This is a genomic window from Kribbella sandramycini, from assembly GCF_013131805.1.
In the GTDB taxonomy this organism is placed as follows: domain Bacteria; phylum Actinomycetota; class Actinomycetes; order Propionibacteriales; family Kribbellaceae; genus Kribbella; species Kribbella sandramycini.
Window position 1 is genome coordinate 187,439 of sequence record NZ_JABJRC010000009.1, and the last position, 18,880, is coordinate 206,318.

General features: G+C 70.0%; 23 protein-coding genes. 18 read left to right on the forward strand and 5 right to left on the reverse strand.

What is annotated here, in order from left to right; translation table 11 throughout:
• Nucleotides 1-10 precede the first annotated feature (10 nt).
• From HPO96_RS30925 to HPO96_RS30960, 8 genes are all read left to right on the forward strand, one after another.
• Nucleotides 11-961 (forward strand): carbohydrate ABC transporter permease, encoded by a 951-nt coding sequence (locus tag HPO96_RS30925; protein WP_171677918.1) that lies wholly within the window; start codon nucleotides 11-13, stop codon nucleotides 959-961.
• Nucleotides 958-1,803 (forward strand): carbohydrate ABC transporter permease, encoded by an 846-nt coding sequence (locus tag HPO96_RS30930; RefSeq protein ID WP_171677919.1) that lies wholly within the window; start codon nucleotides 958-960, stop codon nucleotides 1,801-1,803. The genes HPO96_RS30925 and HPO96_RS30930 overlap by 4 nt, the downstream gene beginning before the upstream one ends.
• Nucleotides 1,800-3,260, forward strand: coding sequence for a mannitol dehydrogenase family protein (locus tag HPO96_RS30935; RefSeq protein WP_171677920.1), 1,461 nt, complete (start codon nucleotides 1,800-1,802; stop codon nucleotides 3,258-3,260). The genes HPO96_RS30930 and HPO96_RS30935 overlap by 4 nt, the downstream gene beginning before the upstream one ends.
• Before the next feature lie 122 nt (nucleotides 3,261-3,382).
• On the forward strand, nucleotides 3,383-4,798 hold the full coding sequence (locus HPO96_RS30940) for an FGGY family carbohydrate kinase (protein ID WP_171677921.1): 1,416 nt from the start codon (nucleotides 3,383-3,385) through the stop codon (nucleotides 4,796-4,798).
• A gap of 27 nt (nucleotides 4,799-4,825) precedes the next feature.
• The gene (locus tag HPO96_RS30945) at nucleotides 4,826-5,260 is read left to right on the forward strand and encodes a DUF3592 domain-containing protein (RefSeq protein WP_171677922.1); all 435 of its coding nucleotides are present in this window, start codon (nucleotides 4,826-4,828) and stop codon (nucleotides 5,258-5,260) included.
• A complete protein-coding gene (locus HPO96_RS30950; protein ID WP_171677923.1) occupies nucleotides 5,250-5,768 on the forward strand; it encodes a DUF3592 domain-containing protein in 519 nt (172 codons plus the stop codon). Before HPO96_RS30945 ends, HPO96_RS30950 begins: the two co-directional genes overlap by 11 nt.
• Before the next feature lie 11 nt (nucleotides 5,769-5,779).
• A complete protein-coding gene (locus tag HPO96_RS30955; protein ID WP_171677924.1) occupies nucleotides 5,780-6,205 on the forward strand; it encodes a DUF3592 domain-containing protein in 426 nt (141 codons plus the stop codon).
• A 58-nt stretch (nucleotides 6,206-6,263) separates the two neighbouring features.
• Nucleotides 6,264-6,692 carry a DUF3592 domain-containing protein gene (locus HPO96_RS30960; protein ID WP_171677925.1) on the forward strand — a complete coding sequence of 143 codons (429 nt, stop codon included), beginning with the start codon at nucleotides 6,264-6,266 and terminating at the stop codon, nucleotides 6,690-6,692.
• On the opposite strand, the gene HPO96_RS30965 is transcribed toward HPO96_RS30960, so the two are convergent.
• Together HPO96_RS30965 and HPO96_RS30970 are read right to left on the reverse strand one after the other, a co-directional pair.
• Nucleotides 6,689-7,945, reverse strand: coding sequence for an ATP-binding protein (locus HPO96_RS30965; RefSeq protein WP_171677926.1), 1,257 nt, complete (start codon nucleotides 7,943-7,945; stop codon nucleotides 6,689-6,691). The two genes, HPO96_RS30960 and HPO96_RS30965, sit on opposite strands and share 4 nt — an antisense overlap.
• On the reverse strand, nucleotides 7,942-8,637 hold the full coding sequence (locus HPO96_RS30970) for a response regulator (RefSeq protein ID WP_171677927.1): 696 nt from the start codon (nucleotides 8,635-8,637) through the stop codon (nucleotides 7,942-7,944). The genes HPO96_RS30965 and HPO96_RS30970 overlap by 4 nt, the downstream gene beginning before the upstream one ends.
• Before the next feature lie 124 nt (nucleotides 8,638-8,761).
• Between HPO96_RS30970 and HPO96_RS30975 the strand changes: the two genes are divergently transcribed.
• From HPO96_RS30975 to HPO96_RS39315, 6 genes are all read left to right on the forward strand, one after another.
• Entirely contained in the window at nucleotides 8,762-9,040 is a 279-nt protein-coding gene (locus HPO96_RS30975; RefSeq protein ID WP_171677928.1) for a hypothetical protein, read from the forward strand.
• The gene (locus tag HPO96_RS30980; RefSeq protein WP_171677929.1) at nucleotides 9,037-10,044 is read left to right on the forward strand and encodes an AAA family ATPase; all 1,008 of its coding nucleotides are present in this window, start codon (nucleotides 9,037-9,039) and stop codon (nucleotides 10,042-10,044) included. Before HPO96_RS30975 ends, HPO96_RS30980 begins: the two co-directional genes overlap by 4 nt.
• A gap of 2 nt (nucleotides 10,045-10,046) precedes the next feature.
• Nucleotides 10,047-10,985 carry a DUF58 domain-containing protein gene (locus tag HPO96_RS30985; RefSeq protein ID WP_171677930.1) on the forward strand — a complete coding sequence of 313 codons (939 nt, stop codon included), beginning with the start codon at nucleotides 10,047-10,049 and terminating at the stop codon, nucleotides 10,983-10,985.
• Entirely contained in the window at nucleotides 10,982-11,920 is a 939-nt protein-coding gene (locus HPO96_RS30990) for a VWA domain-containing protein (RefSeq protein WP_171677931.1), read from the forward strand. Before HPO96_RS30985 ends, HPO96_RS30990 begins: the two co-directional genes overlap by 4 nt.
• Before the next feature lie 256 nt (nucleotides 11,921-12,176).
• Nucleotides 12,177-12,875 (forward strand): S1C family serine protease, encoded by a 699-nt coding sequence (locus HPO96_RS30995; RefSeq protein ID WP_337796882.1) that lies wholly within the window; start codon nucleotides 12,177-12,179, stop codon nucleotides 12,873-12,875.
• A 260-nt stretch (nucleotides 12,876-13,135) separates the two neighbouring features.
• The gene (locus HPO96_RS39315) at nucleotides 13,136-13,615 is read left to right on the forward strand and encodes a YkvA family protein (RefSeq protein WP_171677933.1); all 480 of its coding nucleotides are present in this window, start codon (nucleotides 13,136-13,138) and stop codon (nucleotides 13,613-13,615) included.
• On the opposite strand, the gene HPO96_RS31005 is transcribed toward HPO96_RS39315, so the two are convergent.
• Entirely contained in the window at nucleotides 13,545-13,841 is a 297-nt protein-coding gene (locus HPO96_RS31005; protein WP_171677934.1) for a hypothetical protein, read from the reverse strand. The genes HPO96_RS39315 and HPO96_RS31005 overlap by 71 nt on opposite strands.
• On the reverse strand, nucleotides 13,838-14,575 hold the full coding sequence (locus HPO96_RS31010; protein WP_238355719.1) for a sulfite exporter TauE/SafE family protein: 738 nt from the start codon (nucleotides 14,573-14,575) through the stop codon (nucleotides 13,838-13,840). The genes HPO96_RS31005 and HPO96_RS31010 overlap by 4 nt, the downstream gene beginning before the upstream one ends.
• Before the next feature lie 88 nt (nucleotides 14,576-14,663).
• On the opposite strand from HPO96_RS31010, the gene HPO96_RS31015 reads away from it, so the two are divergent.
• From HPO96_RS31015 to HPO96_RS31025, 3 genes are all read left to right on the forward strand, one after another.
• Entirely contained in the window at nucleotides 14,664-15,545 is an 882-nt protein-coding gene (locus HPO96_RS31015; RefSeq protein WP_171677936.1) for a LysR family transcriptional regulator, read from the forward strand.
• Nucleotides 15,542-15,898, forward strand: a complete 357-nt coding sequence (locus HPO96_RS31020) for a hypothetical protein (RefSeq protein WP_171677937.1) — start codon at nucleotides 15,542-15,544, stop codon at nucleotides 15,896-15,898. The genes HPO96_RS31015 and HPO96_RS31020 overlap by 4 nt, the downstream gene beginning before the upstream one ends.
• 65 nt (nucleotides 15,899-15,963) lie before the next feature.
• Nucleotides 15,964-17,256, forward strand: coding sequence for a S28 family serine protease (locus HPO96_RS31025; protein ID WP_171677938.1), 1,293 nt, complete (start codon nucleotides 15,964-15,966; stop codon nucleotides 17,254-17,256).
• On the opposite strand, the gene HPO96_RS31030 is transcribed toward HPO96_RS31025, so the two are convergent.
• Nucleotides 17,243-17,779 carry an RNA polymerase sigma factor gene (locus tag HPO96_RS31030; RefSeq protein WP_171677939.1) on the reverse strand — a complete coding sequence of 179 codons (537 nt, stop codon included), beginning with the start codon at nucleotides 17,777-17,779 and terminating at the stop codon, nucleotides 17,243-17,245. The two genes, HPO96_RS31025 and HPO96_RS31030, sit on opposite strands and share 14 nt — an antisense overlap.
• Nucleotides 17,780-17,826: 47 nt before the next feature.
• On the opposite strand from HPO96_RS31030, the gene HPO96_RS31035 reads away from it, so the two are divergent.
• Nucleotides 17,827-18,843 (forward strand): serine/threonine-protein kinase, encoded by a 1,017-nt coding sequence (locus HPO96_RS31035; protein ID WP_171677940.1) that lies wholly within the window; start codon nucleotides 17,827-17,829, stop codon nucleotides 18,841-18,843.
• The last annotated feature ends 37 nt before the right edge of the window (nucleotides 18,844-18,880 follow it).

Sequence of the window (18,880 nt, forward strand, 5' to 3'; positions counted from 1 at the left end):
GGAGTGAGCCATGTCCGTTGACACCAAGCCCGCGGCCGCGACACCGAAGCATTCCGGTGGCCAGAGCGGGTCGATGATGCGCAAGACCGGCGACTGGGCTCGCCGGGCGCCGTTGCTGCCGGCGCTGATCTTCATGATCGTCGTGACCCAGCTGCCGTTCGTGGTCACGCTGATCACCTCCTTCATGGACTGGAACGCCTACTACCCCGACGAGCGCGGGTTCGCCGGGATCGACAACTTCCGCCGGGTGCTGACCGACGCGAACACCCGGAGCGCGATCTGGGTGACGATCCTGCTGACGGTCGGCGTCGTGCTGATCAGCCTGGTGCTCGGGCTGATGATCGCTCTGCTGCTGGACCGGAAGTTCCGCGGCCGCGGCATCGTCCGGACGATGATGATCACGCCGTTCCTCGTCGTACCGGTCGCGGCGGCGCTGCTCTGGAAGCATGCGCTGTACAACCCGTCGTACGGGCTCTTCAACGGTCTGCTGAAGGGCGTCTTCGGTGAGAACGCGCCCCAGCCGGACTGGATCAGCAACCAGCCGTTGTGGTCGATCATCTTCGCGCTGGTCTGGCAGTGGACGCCGTTCATGATGCTGATCCTGCTGGCTGGGCTGCAGAGCCGCCCGCTCGACGTCATCGAAGCGGCCGGGATCGACGGCGCGAGTCAGTGGGACATCTTCCGCTACATGACGCTGCCGCACCTGCGGCAGTACCTGGAGCTGTCGGCGCTGCTCGGCTCGATCTACGTCGTCCAGAACTTCGACGCGGTCTTCACGATCACGTCCGGCGGTCTCGGCACCGCGAACCTGCCCTACACGATCTACCAGACCTTCTACACCGCGCACGACTACGGCCGCGCTTCGGCGGCCGGCGTGATCGTGGTGATCGGCACGATCCTGATCGCGACCTTCGCGCTGCGGTCGGTGTCGTCGCTGTTCCGAGAGGAGACCGGACGATGAGCGGCCAGGTGACAATTGTTACTGGCAAGAAGAACCGGGGCGGCGGGTTCGCGCTGACCGGGCTGGCCTGGGTCGTGGGTCTGCTGTTCGTGATGCCGGTGTTGTGGATGCTGCTGACGTCGTTCCACACCGAGGAGGACGCGGCGAAGAACCCGCCGGACTTCGGGGCGCCGCTGTCGCTGGGCGGGTACAAGGAGTTCTTCGCGACCGGGCCGTGGCCGTCGCTGGCGAACTCGCTGACCGCGAGCGTGCTGTCGACCGCGCTGGTGATTCTGCTGGCGTTCCCGGCGGCGTACGCGCTGTCGATCCGGCCGGTGCGGAAGTGGACGGATGTGTTGTTCTTCTTCCTGTCCACCAAGATGCTGCCGGTGGTGGCCGGGCTGCTGCCGATCTACCTGTTTGCGCAGTCGGTCGGGTTCCTGGACAACATCTGGCTGCTGATCATCTTGTACACCTCGATGAACCTGCCGATCGCGGTCTGGATGCTGCGCAGCTTCCTGTCTGAAGTGCCGACGGAGATCCTCGAAGCGGCCTCGGTCGACGGTGCCTCGCTGACCCGGACGCTGCGGTCGGTGGTCGCCCCGGTGGTGACGCCGGGGATCGCGTCGGCCGCGCTGATCTGCTTCATCTTCAGCTGGAACGAGCTGTTGTTCGCGCGGGTCCTCACCGGCACGGTGGCGCAGACGGCTCCGGTGTTCTTGACTGGGTTCGTGACCAGCCAAGGATTGTTCCTCGCCAAGGTGTGCGCCGCGTCGATCGTGGTCTCGTTGCCGGTGCTGATCGCCGGTTTCGCGGCCCAGGACAAACTCGTCCAGGGGTTGTCGCTGGGGGCGGTCAAGTGACGGCGCTGGCGACCGGCGTACTGGGAGCTCTGGGCAACGACGTCGCGGTCCCGGCGTACGACCGGACGGCGGTGACGCCGGGGATCGTGCACTTCGGGGTCGGCGGCTTCCATCGCGCCCACCAGGCGATGTACCTGGACGCGTTGATGAACGACGGCAAGGCCCTCGACTGGGGGATCGTGGGCGTCGGCGTCCTCCCGCACGACCGGCGGATGGCCGACGTCCTGGCCGCGCAGGACCACCTCTACACGCTGGTGGTGAAGCACCCGGACGGGACGCTCGAACCGCGGGTCATCGGCTCGATCGTCGGCTACCTGTTCGCGCCGGACGACCCGGACGCCGTCCTCGACCGGATGGTCGACCCGGCCACCCGGATCGTCTCGCTGACGATCACCGAGGGCGGCTACCACGTGAACCAGGTGACGGGGGAGCTGGACACGACCGGGCTGGAGGCCGACCTGGAGCCGGGCGCGACACCGGGGAGCGCGTTCGGGTTCGTGGTCGAGGCGCTGGCCCGGCGGCGGGCGGCCGGGATCCCGCCGTTCACGGTGATGTCGTGTGACAACATCCCGGGTAACGGGCACGTCGCGCGGAAGATGCTGGCTGCTTTCGCGCGGTTGAAGGACCCGGAGCTGGCCTCGTACCTGGAGAACGAGGTGCGGTTCCCGAACTGCATGGTGGACCGGATCACGCCGGTGACGACGGACGGTGATCGGGCCGCGCTGTCGGAGCGGTTCGGGATCGAGGACGGCTGGCCGGTGGTGTGCGAGCCGTTCACGCAGTGGGTGCTCGAGGACGACTTCGGTGGCGAGCGGCCGGCGTACGAACAGGTCGGCGTCCAGATCGTCGAGGACGTGGAGCCGTACGAGCTGATGAAGCTGCGGCTGCTGAACGCCTCGCACCAGGCGCTCTGCTACCTGGGGTACCTGTCGGGGTATCGGTACGCGCATGAGGTCTGCCAGGACAAGCTGTTCGTGGACTTCCTGCTCGGCTACATGACCGAGGAGGGGACGCCGACGCTGCCACCGGTGCCTGGGGTCGATCTGGACGCGTATCGGCATCAGCTGATCGAGCGGTTCGCGAACCCGGAGGTCAAGGACACGCTGGCGCGGTTGTGCGCGGAGAGCTCGGACCGGATCCCGAAGTGGCTGGTCCCGGTGATCCGGGAGCAGCTCGCGGCCGATCGGGAGATCAGGGCGTCGGCGCTGGTCGTCGCCTCCTGGGCCCGGTACGCCGAGGGCGTGGACGAGCAGGGGCAGCCGATCGAGGTGGTCGACCGGCTCCGCGACAAGCTGGTCGAGCGCGCCCAGCAGAACGTCGACGACCCGCTCGCCTTCATCTCCGATCCGGACCTGTTCGCCGACCTCGCCCAGAACGGGCGCTTCGTCGCCGAGTACGCCGCCGCCCTCGACTCGCTGCACGAGATCGGCGCGCGCGCCACACTCGAGCGGCTTTAGGCTGGGGCCGGACCGCCACCACTGCACAACTGGCCCTTCGGGACCTGGTTGACGCTCGGCTGAGCGTTAACGCGGAGATTGTGCAGTGGCTGGGGTCCGCCGTCCAGCGAGAGGGAGCTTCGATGACTGAGCCGAGGTTGGTGGCTGGGGTGGACTGTTCCACTCAGGCGACCAAGGTTGTGGTGTGCGACGCCGAGACCGGGGCGGTGCTTCGGGAAGGGCGGGCGCCGCATCCGGACGGCACGCAGGTCGACCCCGGTGAGTGGTGGAAGGCGTGGGAGACCGCGTCCGACGGGCTGCTGGACGGCGTCGAGGCGATCTCGATCGGCGGGCAGCAGCACGGGATGGTGTTGCTCGACGAGGCCGGCGACGTCGTCCACCCGGCGGTGTTGTGGAACGACACCAGCTCGGCGGATGCGACGGCGGAGCTGATCGATGAGCTGGGCGGTCCGGAGGCTTGGGCCGAGGCGGTCGGCTCGGTGCCGGTCGCGTCGTTCACCGTCACCAAACTGCGCTGGATCCGCGAGGCGGAGGCGGCGAAGCGGGCCGCGGCCGTCGTCCTGCCGCATGACTGGATGACGCACCGGCTCGCCGCGGACCGGAGCGGGATCGAGGGCATCACCACCGACCGCGGTGACGCCTCCGGCACCGGCTGGTGGTCGCCGGCGACGAACAGCTACCGCGAGGACCTCGTCGTCCGCGCGTTCGGCCGGCCGCTCGCCCTGCCGCGGGTTGCCGGGCCGGCGGAGATCGTCGGGCGGACGGCGTCCGGCGCCGCCCTGGCCGCGGGCACCGGTGACAACGCCGCGGCCGCGCTCGGGCTCGACCTGCAGGTCGGCGACGTCGCGGTTTCACTCGGTACGAGCGGTACGGCGTTCGCCCGGTCGAGCCACGCGACCGCCGACACCACCGGCTTCGTGGCCGGCTTCGCCGACGCCACCGGCGAGTACCTCCCGCTGGTCTGCACGCTGAACGCCGCCCGCGTGATGTCCGCGACCGCCCAGCTGCTGGGGATGTCGTTGGCGGAGTTCGACGAGGCCGCGCTGGCGTCGTCCGGTAGCCAGGGCTTGGTCTTGCTGCCGTTCCTCGACGGCGAGCGGACGCCGGACCTCCCGCACTCGACCGGCCTGGTCTACGGCCTGACCCGAGCCACCGCCAACCCCGACACCATGGCGCGCGCCGCCGTCGAAGGCCTGCTCTGCGGCCTCGCGGACGCTGTCGACGCCCTGCGCGCCCAGTCCATCCCGGTCAACCGCATCCACCTCCTCGGCGGCGGCGCCAAGTCCCGCGCCGTCCAGGCCCTCGCTCCCGGGCTTCTCGGCGCCGACGTCGTCCTTCCTGACCCTGCCGAGTACGTCGCCCTCGGCGCCGCCCGCCAAGCGGCCTGGGCCCTCACCGGCGCCCTCCCCACCTGGTCGGTCCCGACCGCGAAACCCGAGCCGGCGATCACCTTCGACGCCGCCACCGTCCGCGCGAACTACGCCCAAGTCCTCACCAACACCCGCCCGCTCCTGTCCACGTCGTACAACGGGAACTGACGCGCTCCGGCGGGCGTCGTACTCGGCATGACTTACCCGGCCCAGCCCGCCTACCCGCGCGCCCCGAAACCGCGCTTCGGCCTCGCGGCGGTGCTGATGCTGGTCCTGCCGCTGCTCATCGCCGTGCCCGCGGCGATCCACGGCGCGGGCAAGCTCGCGCTGCTCCTACGGGCCGAGACCGCCACCGGGATCGTCGTCTCCGGATCTCCGGGCGAGAAGACGAAGTCCGTCGACGTCACCTTCACCACCCGCGCCGGCGAAACCGTCACCACCGACCTCACCGCGGCGAACCCGTACGCCAAGGGCGACTCGATCGACCTCTACTACGACCGCAAGAAGCCCAGTCGCCTCAAAGACGCCGACATCCCCCTCTGGAGCGACGCCGTCTTCGCCCTCGGCGTCCTCTTCCCCGCCCTCTTCATCATCGACGCCGTCCGCCGGATCCGCCGCCGTGAGCCGTAAGCAGCGGCAGGCCCGCCGCGGGACAGGCCAGAAACGCCGTCGCCAGCGACGCGCCGAGAACGCCGGCATCCGCCGCCGCCGCGCCCGCGTACGCGTTGCCCAGCGACAGTGGGGCTGGAGCAAAGAGGGCGCGGTTCTGCTGGCGGTTGCGGTGGTGTTCGTCGTCTTCGCCTGCATCCAGGTCAACGACCTGTACTGGTTACGGCAGCGCGGTGAGGTCGTCACCGGCACGGTCGTCGACCGCGTGGACGGTCGATCTCCCTCGATCGAAGTCCGCTACACCACCCGCGCCGGCGAGACCGTCACCGAGGACACCTCCAACGCCTACGACATGGACAAGATCCGCGTCGGCGCCCAACTCGACGTCATCTACGACCCCGAACAACCCGACCGCATGCAGGCCGCCGACTTCTCCCGCAGCTACGGCTGGCCGGTCATCATCTTCGGCGTATTCAGCCTCGCCGCCGCCGGCGGCGGCCTAGCCATGCTCCGACGCGCCCGCTACTGATGGGCCGAGACATGGGCGAGCAGGAGAAACGGCGTGGTCTGCTGGGTCGGGGCTGGACGCTCACCGGCGCCGTGTGTCTGTTGTTCTCGCTGGTGATCGCCGCGATCGGTGGGTTTCAGGTCGTGGACGAGTACTGGCTGCGGCAGCGCGGCGAAGTGGTGACGGGAACCGTTCTGGACGAGTGGGGCAGCCGGGACTCGTCGATCGAGGTGCGCTACGTGACGCGCACCGGTGAGACCTACGTCGAAACCACGTCGAACTACGTGGACGCCGAGGTCGGCAAGTCGATCCAGATCATCTACGACCCCGGCAAGCCGCAACGGATGCACGGGGCCGATTGGGCACCTGACCCCTGGTCGACGGCGGCGCTCTACGGCCTGACGAGTCTTGCCTTCCTCGCGTTCGGCGTCGCCAAATTGCGCGACTCGCAGTCCTGAGTGGGAGCCGGTTTGGGGTGCCGGGCGTCGTAGGGGTGTGGGCAGCGGGATGATGTGGGTGGGAGGGAACGTGGTGGAGCGGCGGCGGCATCGGCGGGATCGGGGCTGGCGGGTGAGCGGGGAGTTCGTTGCGTTCCTGGCTGCGGCGGTTGGGTTCGGGGTGGTGGGGGCGGTGCAGATTGTTGATCTGTACTGGTTGCGGGAGCGGGGTGAGGTGGTGATGGGGACTGTTCTGGAGAAGAGCAGTGGGAAGAGCCCGTCGATCGAGGTGCGGTATGTGACCGGTGCCGGGGAGACGATCGTCGAGGGGACGACGAATTACGAAGAGGCCGAGGTCGGGCAGTCGATCGCGGTGATTTACGACCCGCTCGAGCCGCGGCGGATGCAGGCCGAGGACTACGGGCTGAGTTACTGGTTTCCCGCCGTTTTTCTCGGTGTGCCGACCGTGGGATTTCTGATCGGGGCGGTCGTGAACCTGCGGGACTAGCGGCGGGGGCCGAGGGGGTCTTCGGTGGGTGGGGTGGGGGTGCGGCGGATGTTGTCGTTGAGGGCTCGGTCGGGGAGCCAGATGATGAAGGTGCTGCCGATGCCCAGTTCGGAGTGCAGGGCTACGGTGCCGCCGTGGGATTCGGCGATCTGGCGGACGATGGCCAGGCCGAGGCCGGCTCGGCGCTGGCCGGTGGAGGGGACGGTGGCCGGGGGTTGCGGGCGGCCGGCGCGGAAGAAGCGGTCGAAGACGCGGTCGGCGTCGTCGGCGGCGATGCCGGGGCCTTCGTCGCGGACGGCGATCCAGGCCCAGCCGGACTGGCTGCCGACGGCCAGCACGAGCTGACTGCCGCCGCGGGCGAGGCGGACGGCGTTCGAGAGCAGGTTGTCGACCGCGCGCCGCAGGGCGGAGGCGTCACCGGCGGCGATCGGGCCGGGGGAGAGCCGGCGGACGACGTGCAGCTCGCGATCGGCGGCGATCAGCTGGTACTCCTCGGCGGCTTCGCCGGTGATGGCGGCCAGGTCGACGTCGGCGTCCACGAAGGCGGGGGAAGAGCGCCGGGCCGAGGCGAGCAGGTCCTCGACGAGGCGGGTCATCCGCTGGATGGCGCGGGTGACGATCGCGGTCGCCTGGGCGCGGTCCTCGGACGGGGTGTCGTCGTGGGCGAGGACGGCGTCCACATTCGCCTGGATGACGGCGAGCGGGTTGCGCAGTTCGTGGGAGGCGTCGTCCACGAGCTGGCGCTGCGCGACGAACGCCGATTCCAGCCGTTCGAGCATGTCGTCGACGGTGTCGCCCAGGTTGCGCAACTCGTCCCGCGGGCCGTCGAGCGCGATCCGCCGGGACAGGTCGGTGGCCGAGATCTCCTGCGCGGTCGCCGTGATCTGCCGGACCGGCCGCAGCGCCCGCCCGGACAGCCACCACCCCGTCCCGAGGCTGACCACGAACAGCGCGCCCATCCCGGCCACGGAGTACGTGCGCAAGATCTCCAGCGTCTGGAAGTTGACCGCCGATTGGATCGTCGAGATCTCGGCCGCCTCGATCGTCTTCCCCGGTTTGATGTGTACCGTCCCGCTGGAGTCCTTGTAGTACTTGTTGACCACGATCGGGCTCAGCGGCTTCGGGTCCAGGTACGCCTTCAGCGCGAAGTAGACCCCGCCCAGCATCAACGCCGACAGGGCGATCAGGACGGCGGAGTACGTCAGCGTCAGCCGGAATCGGATCGTCTGGGCCCAGCTGGGCAGCTTGCTCACGTGTCCTCACCTCGCAGCCGGTAGCCGCGCCCGATCACGGTCTCCAGCACCGGCTCCTCGCCGTCCTGGGTGAGCTTGCGGCGCAGCGTCCCGACGGTCACGCGCACGCTCTGGGTGAACGGGTCGGCGTTCTCGTCCCACACGTGTTCGAGCAGTTCCTCGGCCGACACCACATGCCCGGGCCGCGACATCAGATACCGCAGGACGCCGAACTCCTTCAGCGTCAGCGGGAGTTCGCGACCGTTCCGCGTCGCCAAGTGCCGCGACGAGTCCAGCACGAGGTCACCCACGTGCAATTGCGTGCTGCCGTTCGTCACATCCCGGCGCAGCAGCGCGCGGATCCGCGCCAGCAGCTCGACCAGCGCGAACGGTTTGGTCAGGTAGTCGTCGGCGCCTTCGTCCAGCCCGCGGACCCGGTCGGCCAGCGAGGCGCGCGCGGTCAGCATCAGCACCCGCAGCTCCCGCCCGGAGGCCACCTCGATCTCGCCGCGACGGACGGCGCGGCACAGGTCCAGCCCGCTGGTGTCCGGCAGCGTGATGTCCAGGATCGCCAGGTCGTACGCCGTCGTCGCGAGCTTCTCCACCGCCTCTGCGCCGTTCAGCGCCGTGTCGACGGCATAGCCGGCCCGGCCGAGTCCGGAGCGCAGCGCGCTGACCAGGCCTTCCTCGTCCTCCACCACCAGTAGTCGCACGACACCAAGGTAGCGGGCCCGGCGCGGCCCGCCGTCCTGCTCTTTCGGCGGACTTTCGTTCGGCTTTCCGGTCGTTTTCGCACCTGGTTGATGAGGTGGGACCACTCGACACGAAGGAGCTTTCATGAACATCCCAGGCAAGCGGATCCTCCTCGGTACGGCGGTCGCGGTCGCGGCCCTCGGCGTCGGCGGCTTCGCCTACGCGGCGAACGGCGACCCGGCGCCCGACCAGGGCTACGTCACCGTCGAGGAAGGCACCCCGCAGCCGAGTACCGGCGCGCCGCAGCAGAGCGACGGCACGGCGGCGCGGGACGGGCGCGACTGCCCGGACAAGCAGGGCGGTCAGGGCGGCCAGGCGCAGCCAACCCAGCCGGATCAGAACAGCCCGGCCGGTAACGCATGACCGACACTCACGTTGCGCGTCCCGGCGTAACGGCCGCTTCCCTCGAACACGCGTTGTTCGAGGTGAAGCGGGTCGTCGTCGGGCAGGATCAGCTGGTCGAGCGGATGCTCGTCGGGTTGCTTGCCCAGGGCCACTGCTTGCTCGAGGGCGTGCCCGGGGTCGCCAAGACGCTCGCGGTCCGGACCCTCGCCGAGGTGATCGGCGGCCGGTTCGCCCGGCTCCAGTTCACCCCCGACCTGGTGCCCGGCGACATCATGGGCACCCGGATCTGGCGCCCGTCCACCGAAGGGTTCGACACCGAGCTGGGCCCGATCTTCGCCAACCTGGTCCTCGCCGACGAGATCAACCGGGCGCCCGCCAAGGTGCAGTCCGCGTTGCTGGAGGCAATGGCCGAGAGCCAGGTCAGCATCGGCGGCACGAGCTACCGGCTCCCCGAGCCGTTCCTGGTGCTCGCGACGCAGAACCCGATCGAGTCGGACGGCGTCTACGCGCTGCCCGAGGCGCAGCGGGACCGGTTCCTGCTGAAGATCACCGTCGACTACCCGAGCCCGCTCGAGGAGCTGACGATCCTGCAGCGGATGAGCGCCCATCGGCCGCACGCGAACGCCGTCCTCACTCCCGAGCAGGTCCGACAGTTGCAGCTGGCAACGGAAGAGGTGTTCGTCCACAACGCCGTGGCCGAGTACGTCGTCCGCCTCGTGCACGCGACCCGGGAGCCGCATCAGTACGGGCTGGCCGACCTGGCCGGCGTACTGGAGTTCGGCGTCAGCCCACGGGCGACGCTCGGGCTGGTCGCGGCCGGTCGGGCGCTGGCGCTGCTGCGCGGTCGGGACTACGTGCTCCCGGCCGATGTGTACGACGTCGCGGTCGATGTGATGGCGCATCGCTTGGTGCTCACGTTCGACGCGCTCGCCGACGGCGTCGACCCGCGGTCGGTGATCGCCCGCATCCTGCACACGATCGAGCAGCCGCACGTCGTCCCGTCCGACAGCGCGGCGGCCTGACCATGAGCAGCCCAGACCTACTGGCCGGCCGGGAGCGTGCGTTGCGCGCGCTCGAGCTGACCGTGAAGCGGAAGCTGGAAGGTTTCCTGCACGGTGAGATCACCGGGCTGCGCAGCGGGCCCGGCAGCGAGCCGAACGAGGCGCGCCCGTACCAAGCCGGTCAGGACGACGTCCGCCGGATGGACTGGAACGTCACGGCCCGCTCGCTGGACGCGCACGTTCGCGCGCCGCTCGCCGAGCGGGAGCTCGAGACCTGGGCCCTGCTCGACGCGTCGGCCAGTATGGATTTCGGGACGGCGCTCAGCGAGAAACGTGACCTGGCGATCGCCGTCGTCGGGGCGGTCGGGCTGCTGGCCGCCGGTCCCGGTAACCGGCTCGGCGTCCGGGTCGCGGTCGGTGACGAGCTGCGCAGGCTGCCGGCGGCCGGGGGCGGGGTCCAGCTGCGACGGTCCCTGCGCACGCTGCTGTCGTTGCCGAGGGCAACACCGGGCGAGTATCCGCGGACCGATCTCGGCCGCGCGCTGACCAGGCTGAACCGGGAGCACCCGCGGCCCGGGCTGCGGGTGGTCGTCTCCGACTTCCACGACGACGGCTGGGCGGATCCGCTCCGCCGGCTGTCCGCCCGGCACGAAGTACTCGCGGTCGAAGTCCTGGACCCGCGGGAGCTCGAGCTGCCCGAGGTCGGGCTGCTCACGCTGGTCGATCCGGAGACCGGCCGTCGTCGCGAGGTGCAGACCGGTAGCAAGAAGTTGCGCCGCCGGTACGCCGAGGCGATGGCCGCGCACCGGACGCGGACGACCCAAGCCATTCGCGGTGCCGGCGCCGCACACCTGGTGCTGCGGACGGACACGGACTGGGTCCGCGACGTCGCCGCCTTCGCAACAGCCCGCCGTCGGTCCAGTACCCGCCGGCATCCGACTTCGAGGACCGGTATCCGATGAGATTCGAGCAACCCCTGTGGCTCTGGCTGCTGGTGCTGGTCGCGGCGCTGGTTGCCGCGTACCTGATCGCCCAGCGCCGGCGCACGAAGTACGCCGTCCGGTTCGCCACCCTGCCGATGCTGGAGAAGGTGGCGCCGACGCGGCCCGGTTGGCGGCGGCACGCGCCGGCGGTGGCCTTCCTGGCGGCGCTGACGGTGCTCGCGATTGCGATCGCGCGGCCGGTGGCCGACATCCGGGTGCCGCGGGAGCGGGCGACGGTCCTGGTCGCGATGGATGTGTCGAACTCGATGGCTGCGACGGACGTCGCGCCGAACCGGTTCGAGGTGGCGAAGCAGGCCGCGACCGAGTTCGTGGAGGAGCTGCCGGAGCAGTTCAACGTCGGGTTGGTTTCGTTCGCGCGGACGGCGACGGTGGTCGCGCCGCCGACGACGGATCACCAGGCGACGGTCAACGCGATCAGCGGCCTGCAGTTGAGTAACAGCACCGCGATCGGGGACGCCGTCCTGACCAGCTTGCAAGCTGTGCGCGGGATTGACCCGGAGGACCCGCCGCCCAGCCGGATCGTGTTGATCTCGGACGGCGGGAACACGGCAGGCAGTCCGATCGACGAGGCGGCGGCGGCCGCGGTCGAGGCCGGCGTACCGGTCTCCACGATCGCCTACGGCACCCCTGAAGGGACTGTGAACCTCGACGGTCGGGACGTACCCGTGCCTGCTGACACCGAGGCGCTTCAGTCCCTCGCGGATGCCACCAACGGCTCCTTCTACTCCGCCGAGAGCGACGAGCAACTCCGCAACGTCTACTCCGACCTGCAGTCCTCGATCGGCTGGACGACGGAGTCCCGCGAGATCACCAACTGGGTGGCCGGGCTCGCGCTGGCCGTCGCCCTGCTCTCCGCCCTCGCCTCCCTCCTCTGGTTCTCCCGTCTCCCGTAGTCGTGAAGGAACGCTCATGACCCCACACCTAGGAACCCCCTTCCGCGGCCCCGACTACATCCCCGGCCCACCACCCTCAGCTCCGCCCGAACCTCCGGCCAAGGCGCCGCAACCGGCTGCCTTTCCGTTCTCCGTCACCCCGGCTTCCGCTGCGCCACTGGCTCCCCCCTCTCCGGTGGCGCCGGCACCTCAGGCCGGGGTGACGGGTCCCAAACGACATGTCGGGTTGGTCCTCGGCACGTTGGCCCTCTCGTTGGTGACGGGCGGTCTGGCCGGCGCCGTCACCGGCGGGTGGGATCGCGGGACGACCGGCCCGGTGGAGCTGCCCCAGGCGGCGGCTCCGCCGGCCGCGGCGCAGGGGTCGATCTCGGCCGCGGCGGCGAGTGTGCTGCCCGGTGTGGTGTCCGTGCGGGCCGGCCGGGCGACCGGCTCCGGGTTCGCGATCGACCAGGACGGGCACGTGGTCACCAACGCGCATGTGGTGGAAGGAGCGAGCGATGTGTCACTGGTCCTGCCGAACGGCCGGCGGGTCGACGCGGAGGTGCTCGGCGTCGACGCGAACAACGACCTCGCCGTCCTCCGGGTCGCACCGAGCCAGGCCGAGGGACTGCGTGCGCTCACGCTCGGCCGGTCCGCACAGCTCCGCGTCGGCGACCCGGTCCTGGCCGTCGGCTCACCACTCGGCCTGGAAGGAACCGTGACCGCCGGCATCGTCAGCGCCGTCGACCGCCAGGCCCGCTTCGGCGACAACAACACCCGCCAGACCGCCATCCAGACCGACGCCGCCATCAACCCCGGCAACTCCGGCGGCCCCCTCGTCAACGCCGCCGGCCAAGTAGTAGGCGTCAACACCGCCATCGCCACCCTCGGCGCCTCCCGCTCCGGCAACATCGGCATCGGCTTCGCCATCCCCGTAGACCGCATGACCACCATCGTCCGCACCCTGATCGACTAAAACACCGTCTTAGCAACTGAAACACCGTTTCACTTCTGCGCGCCAGCCACCTCCCGCCGTACTCACCACCCCCGGCGGCCGGTGGCTTCCGCGCTCCTCGACCGCCCTGCCCCAGTCCGCTCCGAACACTTCGCCGATGGTCAAGTCCACGGCGGCCGCAGGAGGTGGTTCGTGGTGCCTTCAGCTGCCTGGCGGGAGACGCGCGTGTGCTTGCTTGCGCGAGGGCGGGGTGGCGGGGTGGGGGCGGCTTAGAGTGGGGGATGGTTTATTTCGGTGGGCTGTTGGCGGTGCTTGGGCTTGGGACGGTGTTGTTCCGGGACGGCGATGTGGTGGGGTTGCCGGCGGTGGGGGTTGGGGTTGGGTTGATGGTGGTGGGGGCCGCGGCTTCGGGGTTTGGGGTGGTGCGGCGGCGGAAGGTGCGGGCGCGGAAGATCGCCAAGGGGGAGCCGGTGCCGGTGGGGGATGTGATCGAGCGGGCGAAGGCGTTGCCGCGGTTGGTGCGGGCGGCTCGGGCGGGGACTTATGGGGAGCTGCCGAAGAGCCGGATGGCGTTGTGGGTGTTCGCGCTCGTCTACCTGGTGTCGCCGATCGACATCCTGCCGGATCTGTTGCCGATCATCGGGGTGACGGATGACGCGGGGGTGGTGGTGTGGTTGTTGACGAGTGTTTCTACGGCTGCCGGGTTGTACCTGAATCACGAGCGGAAGCAGCAGCTGGATGACGGGCCAGCCAGTCGCTGACGTCGTCGGCGGCCTCGTCGGGGTGCTCGTAGGCGAAGAGTTGTAGCGGGTCGGCGGGCGCGGCCGGGTTGTCGAGGCGGGCGGCCGCGGCGACCAGGAGTTGGGCGGCGGCCAGGACGCGGTGAGCGCGTTCGAGGGCTTCGGCCGGGCAGGCGGTGACCGCTTCCTGCGCCAGGTCAGCCACTTCGCAGGCCTGGTACGCCATCGCCAGCTGGGCCTTGTTCATCCGAAGGCCCGGACGAAGAACAGCGCGGTCATCGCCACCGCCGTGCTCAGCACCAGCACCCGCAGGACGACGGCCGGCAACCGGCGCACCAGGTGGGCGCCGACGTACCCGCCGAGCATCGCCCCGACGAGCATCGCGAGCAGGTGCCGGGGCTGATCGAGGACATCGGCCGCGAAGATGAAGATCACCGCCGCGGTCAGGAACACCGCGCCGACCTGGATCACCCGCAACGGCGTCCCCCGAGCCGTGTCGAGTGACGTCGTCGCCGTCCAGAACGCCAGCATCATCACCCCGACCGCGCCGCCGAAGTACCCGCCGTAGATCGACAGCAGGAACTGCCCGGCCAGAATCACCGCCGGCCCCGGCGCTCCCAGCCGGATCGCCCGGTTCAATCGCTTGCCAAAAGCAAGCACCAGCGTCGCGAACGCCAGCAGCCACGGCACCGCCGCGTCGAACGATGCGGACGGCAACCACAGCAGCAGCCCCGCGCCGAGCGCCCCGCCGAGCACACTCGCCAGCGTCAGTCGCAGCGTCGACACCTGCTCGAACACGTGCATCTGCCGGCGGTACACCCACGCGCTGGTCGCATTCCCCGGCAGCAACGCGACCGTCGACGTCGCATTCGCCAGCACCGGCGGCATCCCGCCCGCGACCAGCGCGGACAGCGCGACGAAGCTCCCGCCGCCGCCGACGGCGTTCAGCGCACCCGCGGCCACCCCGGCCAGAAGAATCATCAGCACGTTTCGAGGATCAGCGCTCGCAGCCGACTTCACAATGCGCGATCTCCGTAGCCAGCCTAAGCCTGAGGCGTAGGCTGAACCCATGCGGTACGACCTCGACGACCTCCGCCTGTTCACCAGCGTCGCCCTCGAAGGCTCGATCACCGGCGGTGCTCGCGTCATGCACCTGAGCCTGCCTTCGGCCAGTGCGCGGGTCAGAGCCCTCGAAGCCCAGGCCGGCGTCCCGCTCCTGATCCGCGAGCGCCGCGGCGTCCGCCTCACCCCGGCCGGCGCCACCTTGGCCCGGCATGCGCGCGAGGTGCTCGCCGAAACAGTCCGCCTCGACAGCGCCGTCGCCTCGTACGTCGTCTCCCGCGCCGAGCCCATCCGTCTGGTCGCCGGCGGCTCGGCCATGCACCTGCTCGTCCCGGCCGCGCTCGCCACTTTCCTGCGCGACCACCCGGAGTACGACGTCAACGTCAAAGAGCGCCGCACCAACCGCAGCGTCCGCATCCTCGCCGCCGGCGAGGCAGACCTCGGCGTCATCCTGGACGATGAGCCGACCGCGCTCCGCACCGAGCCGCTCGCCGACGACTCGCTCGTGGTGATCGGCCAAGCCGGCGGCGTCCTGGCCGGTCGCGTCTCGATCGCGTACGCCGAGGTCGCCGAACACCCACTCGTCGCCCTCGACCGCGGCACCCCGCTCGCCCTCTGGATGGAGGAGCGCCTCGGCCCACAAGCTCCCGTCCCGCGCTACCGAACGCTCGTCCCCACCCTGCACACCCTGATCACCCTTGCCAGCGCAGGCGCCGGTCTGGCGATCGTCCCGCGCCGAGCCGTCGACACGATCCCTTCGATCGACATCTGCCCACTCCAGGATGCCTGGTCCACCAGAGCACACCTGCTCTGTTACGCCGCCAGAGCCCCCGAGGCCGCCCACCTCCTCGCCCAGCACCTGCACGCGGCAGCTAGCGTGCAGGCATGACCGACATCCCCCTGGCCGCATATAGCGCGCTGCTGCACAGCGACAACGTCGCCACGGTCTGCCGAGCGCTGAACATGTACCAGGTGGCCGCCGCCTACACCCAGCTGAGTGGCGGCAACCCCCTGGAAGAGCTGGCCGACGACACCCGCCAGGTCGCGCTCCAGATCCTCGCCCGCCCACCGGCCCCAGGCGACACCGACGTACCAGCCGGCTTCGACCACGTCAGCGCCCTCAACGTCCTGACCACCCTCGCCCACCCCGAGGACGCCGCCGCCATCACCCAGGCCACGGCACCCTCCACCGACCCCCAGATCCAGGCCCTGGCCCGCCTGATCCACGAAAAGCTCACCTAGCGGCGGTTGACAGCTCAGTTAGTCTGATCACGCAGAGTGTCGGCCTGAGTCTGAGGAGTCACCCTATGCGATCGGTGCGGTTCCTGGTTGTGCTTGGGCTCTTGCTCAGTCCGACCGTCCCGGCGACTGCGGCGGACTCCGTGGCGGTCGTTCGCGCCAAGCTGGAGAAGATTGCCGGGCTCCGGATCGAGAGTGGCAGGCTGATGAACGGGCGGCCGTTCTTCGTGCTGCGTTACGCCCAGCCCGCTGATCACGACAAACTGCAAGGGGAGCGGTTCGAGCAGCGGATTACCTTGTGGCACAAGGGATTCGACCGGCCGACCGTTTTGCACACCACCGGATACGAAGGTGTTGCCGGGGCGTTCGCGGCCGAGCCCACCAGGCTCGTCGAGGGCAACCAGCTCAATGTCGAGCAGCGCTTCTTCGCCGGCTCGACACCCGCGAGCAAGGACTGGTCCACCCTCGACATCCGCCAGGCCGCTACCGACCATCACCGCATCGTCGAAGCGTTCAAAACCGTGTACGCCGCCAAGTGGCTCTCGACCGGGGCGAGCAAGGGCGGTATGACATCGGTCTATCACCGCCGCTTCTACCCCGCGGACGTCGACGCCACCGTCGCGTACGTCGCTCCCCAGGACGTCGTGAACCAGCAGGACACCTACGTCGACTTCATCCAGCGCGCCGGCGCCGACGAGACCTGCAACGAGTCCCTCCGCACCCTGCAACGCAACGCCCTCTACCGCCGCGCGACGCTCCTCCCGATGCTCGTCGCCCGCGGCGAGAAGTACACCACCGCCTACGGCTCCGCCGACCGGGCCTTCGAGGCCGCCGTCCTGGAGACCCCGTTCAAGTTTTGGCAGTACAAGACCCCAGCGAGCTGCGCGCGGATCCCCGGCCGGACGGCGACCGACCAGCAGCTCTTCACGTTCATCGACCAGATCGCCGACTTCACGTCGTACTCCGACGCCGGAATCGAGCCCTATCGCGCGTACTTCTACCAAGCCTCCGGGCAGCTCAACTGGCCCGATGTCTCGTCCGGCACGACCTGGCTGAAAGGCCTGCTGCACTACCCGGAAGCAGCCGCCGCCCCCGCCACCATCCCGAACCCGCCGCCGCATGACGACCAGGCGATGGCGGACGTCGATCGCTGGGTCAGGTCCGCCGCGACCCGGATGCTGTTCGTCTACGGCGAGAACGACCCCTGGAGCGCGGAGAAGTTCGAGCCAGGCCCAGGCAGCAAGGACTGCCACTGGTTCACCGTCCCAGCCGGCAACCACGCGGCCGCGATCGCCGACCTGCCGGCCGCGCAGCGCGCCGCCGCGACCGACCTGCTGAAGGATTGGGTCAGCGCACCGTGAGCCGCTCGGCGACGGCCTTCCGCGCTTGATGGATGCGCGCCTTGATCGTCCCGAGCGGTACGTCGAGCTCGTCCGCGATCTCGGCGTACGACAAGGCGCCGAGGTCGCGCAGGACCAGCGGCTGCACGAGCTGCGGGTGCTTGGCCTCGAGCTGTTCGAGCGCCTCCAGCAGGTCGAGCCGGGAGCCGGCGATGACGGACGTCGTCCGCGGGTCGACCGATTCGGGCAGGTACTCCGCGGTCTGCTCGACCGAGCGCCGCTTCAGCGAGCGGTAGGTCTGCCGGGCCTGGTTGGTCGCGATGATCGTCACCCAGCCCGCGAAGGTGCCGGTGCCCTTGAAGGTGTCGAGCTTGCTGGACACCTGGAACAGGGTGTCCTGGACGGCCTCCTCGGCGTCCTCGCGGTAGGGGAGGAACTTCGCGACCCGGCGCTGGACCATCGGCCGGATGGCCTGCAGCAGCTCCGGCATCTCCGAGCGGTCCGCGATCACGCGCGCCGCCAGCGATTCCAGTTCCTCGTTCATCGTGCCCCAGTCCGCAGTGAGCTCATGTGTGGTCGACAATAGCCGGGATGGATGTCATCGGACGGTACAGACTGCGGGACAAGATCGGCGCGGGCGCGTTCGCGACGGTCTGGCGCGGGTACGACGACGACCTCGACGTCGACGTCGCGGTCAAGGTCCTCGCCGACAACTGGGCGTCGCGGGCCGACGTCCGGGAGCGGTTCCTGTCCGAGGCGCGGCTGATGCGCCGGATCTCCAGCGACCGGGTGGTCCGGGTCTTCGACCTCGGCCGCCTGCCGGATGGGCGCCCGTACTTCGTGATGGACTACGTCGGCGGCGGGACGCTCGGCGACGTGCTACGCGGTGGCACGGTCGAGCCGGTGGACGCGCTCTGGTGGGGCGCGGATCTGGCCCGCGCCGTCGCCGCCTTGCACTACGAGGGCGTCGTGCACCGCGACGTCACCCCGGCGAACCTGCTGCTCCGCGAGAACCAGGGCATCGAGTCCGGCGGCGGCACGCACCGGATCGTGCTCGCCGACCTCGGCCTGGCCAAGCGCGCCGCCGAGGCCTCCGGGCTCACCCAGGCCGTCGGTACGCCGGCGTACATGGCGCCCGAACAGGGCCGTGGGGACGGCGGCTTCGACGAGCGGGCCGATATCTACGCGATCGGCGCCGTCACCTACGCATTGCTCACCGGGCGCCCGCCGTACTCCGCGGGCTCGATCGGCGACGTGCTGAACCGCGACCCCGACCAGCCGCCGCCGTCCTTGCGCCCGCTCCTGCACGACGCGGTCGGCGCGCTGGACGACGTGCTGGCCCGCGCCCTCGCCTACAACCCGGTCGACCGGTTCGAGCGGGCCGAGCTGCTGGCCGAGCGCCTCGAAGCCGAGGCCTACCGGCTGGAGCAGGAGGCGCCGCTGCGGGCTCAGGAGCGGACGAGCATCACCGCTGACGAGGTGTCGACGACCGTCGCCACCAACTCGCCCGTACGCCGACGCCGCCGGCTGTGGCTGTGGTTCGCGGTGTCGCTGCCGCTGTTCTTCGTCGCCGCCGGAGCCGGTGGCTGGTACTTGTTCGGTCAGTGAGACGCGGGGTCCTCAAGACCCGACTCGACTGCATAGG

What these genes read in the sequence shown, in the direction of transcription:
- HPO96_RS31025 (WP_171677938.1), top strand. Translation starts at nt 15,964, where the DNA reads ATGCGATCGGTGCGGTTCCTGGTTGTGCTTGGGCTCTTGCTCAGTCCG.
- HPO96_RS31030 (WP_171677939.1), bottom strand. Translation starts at nt 17,779, where the DNA reads ATGAACGAGGAACTGGAATCGCTGGCGGCGCGCGTGATCGCGGACCGC.
- HPO96_RS30990 (WP_171677931.1), top strand. Translation starts at nt 10,982, where the DNA reads ATGAGATTCGAGCAACCCCTGTGGCTCTGGCTGCTGGTGCTGGTCGCG.
- HPO96_RS30940 (WP_171677921.1), top strand. Translation starts at nt 3,383, where the DNA reads ATGACTGAGCCGAGGTTGGTGGCTGGGGTGGACTGTTCCACTCAGGCG.
- HPO96_RS30975 (WP_171677928.1), top strand. Translation starts at nt 8,762, where the DNA reads ATGAACATCCCAGGCAAGCGGATCCTCCTCGGTACGGCGGTCGCGGTC.
- HPO96_RS30955 (WP_171677924.1), top strand. Translation starts at nt 5,780, where the DNA reads ATGGGCGAGCAGGAGAAACGGCGTGGTCTGCTGGGTCGGGGCTGGACG.
- HPO96_RS31015 (WP_171677936.1), top strand. Translation starts at nt 14,664, where the DNA reads ATGCGGTACGACCTCGACGACCTCCGCCTGTTCACCAGCGTCGCCCTC.
- HPO96_RS31010 (WP_238355719.1), bottom strand. Translation starts at nt 14,575, where the DNA reads ATGATTCTTCTGGCCGGGGTGGCCGCGGGTGCGCTGAACGCCGTCGGC.
- HPO96_RS31035 (WP_171677940.1), top strand. Translation starts at nt 17,827, where the DNA reads ATGGATGTCATCGGACGGTACAGACTGCGGGACAAGATCGGCGCGGGC.
- HPO96_RS31005 (WP_171677934.1), bottom strand. Translation starts at nt 13,841, where the DNA reads ATGAACAAGGCCCAGCTGGCGATGGCGTACCAGGCCTGCGAAGTGGCT.
- HPO96_RS31020 (WP_171677937.1), top strand. Translation starts at nt 15,542, where the DNA reads ATGACCGACATCCCCCTGGCCGCATATAGCGCGCTGCTGCACAGCGAC.
- HPO96_RS30925 (WP_171677918.1), top strand. Translation starts at nt 11, where the DNA reads ATGTCCGTTGACACCAAGCCCGCGGCCGCGACACCGAAGCATTCCGGT.
- HPO96_RS30930 (WP_171677919.1), top strand. Translation starts at nt 958, where the DNA reads ATGAGCGGCCAGGTGACAATTGTTACTGGCAAGAAGAACCGGGGCGGC.
- HPO96_RS39315 (WP_171677933.1), top strand. Translation starts at nt 13,136, where the DNA reads ATGGTTTATTTCGGTGGGCTGTTGGCGGTGCTTGGGCTTGGGACGGTG.
- HPO96_RS30985 (WP_171677930.1), top strand. Translation starts at nt 10,047, where the DNA reads ATGAGCAGCCCAGACCTACTGGCCGGCCGGGAGCGTGCGTTGCGCGCG.
- HPO96_RS30945 (WP_171677922.1), top strand. Translation starts at nt 4,826, where the DNA reads ATGACTTACCCGGCCCAGCCCGCCTACCCGCGCGCCCCGAAACCGCGC.
- HPO96_RS30980 (WP_171677929.1), top strand. Translation starts at nt 9,037, where the DNA reads ATGACCGACACTCACGTTGCGCGTCCCGGCGTAACGGCCGCTTCCCTC.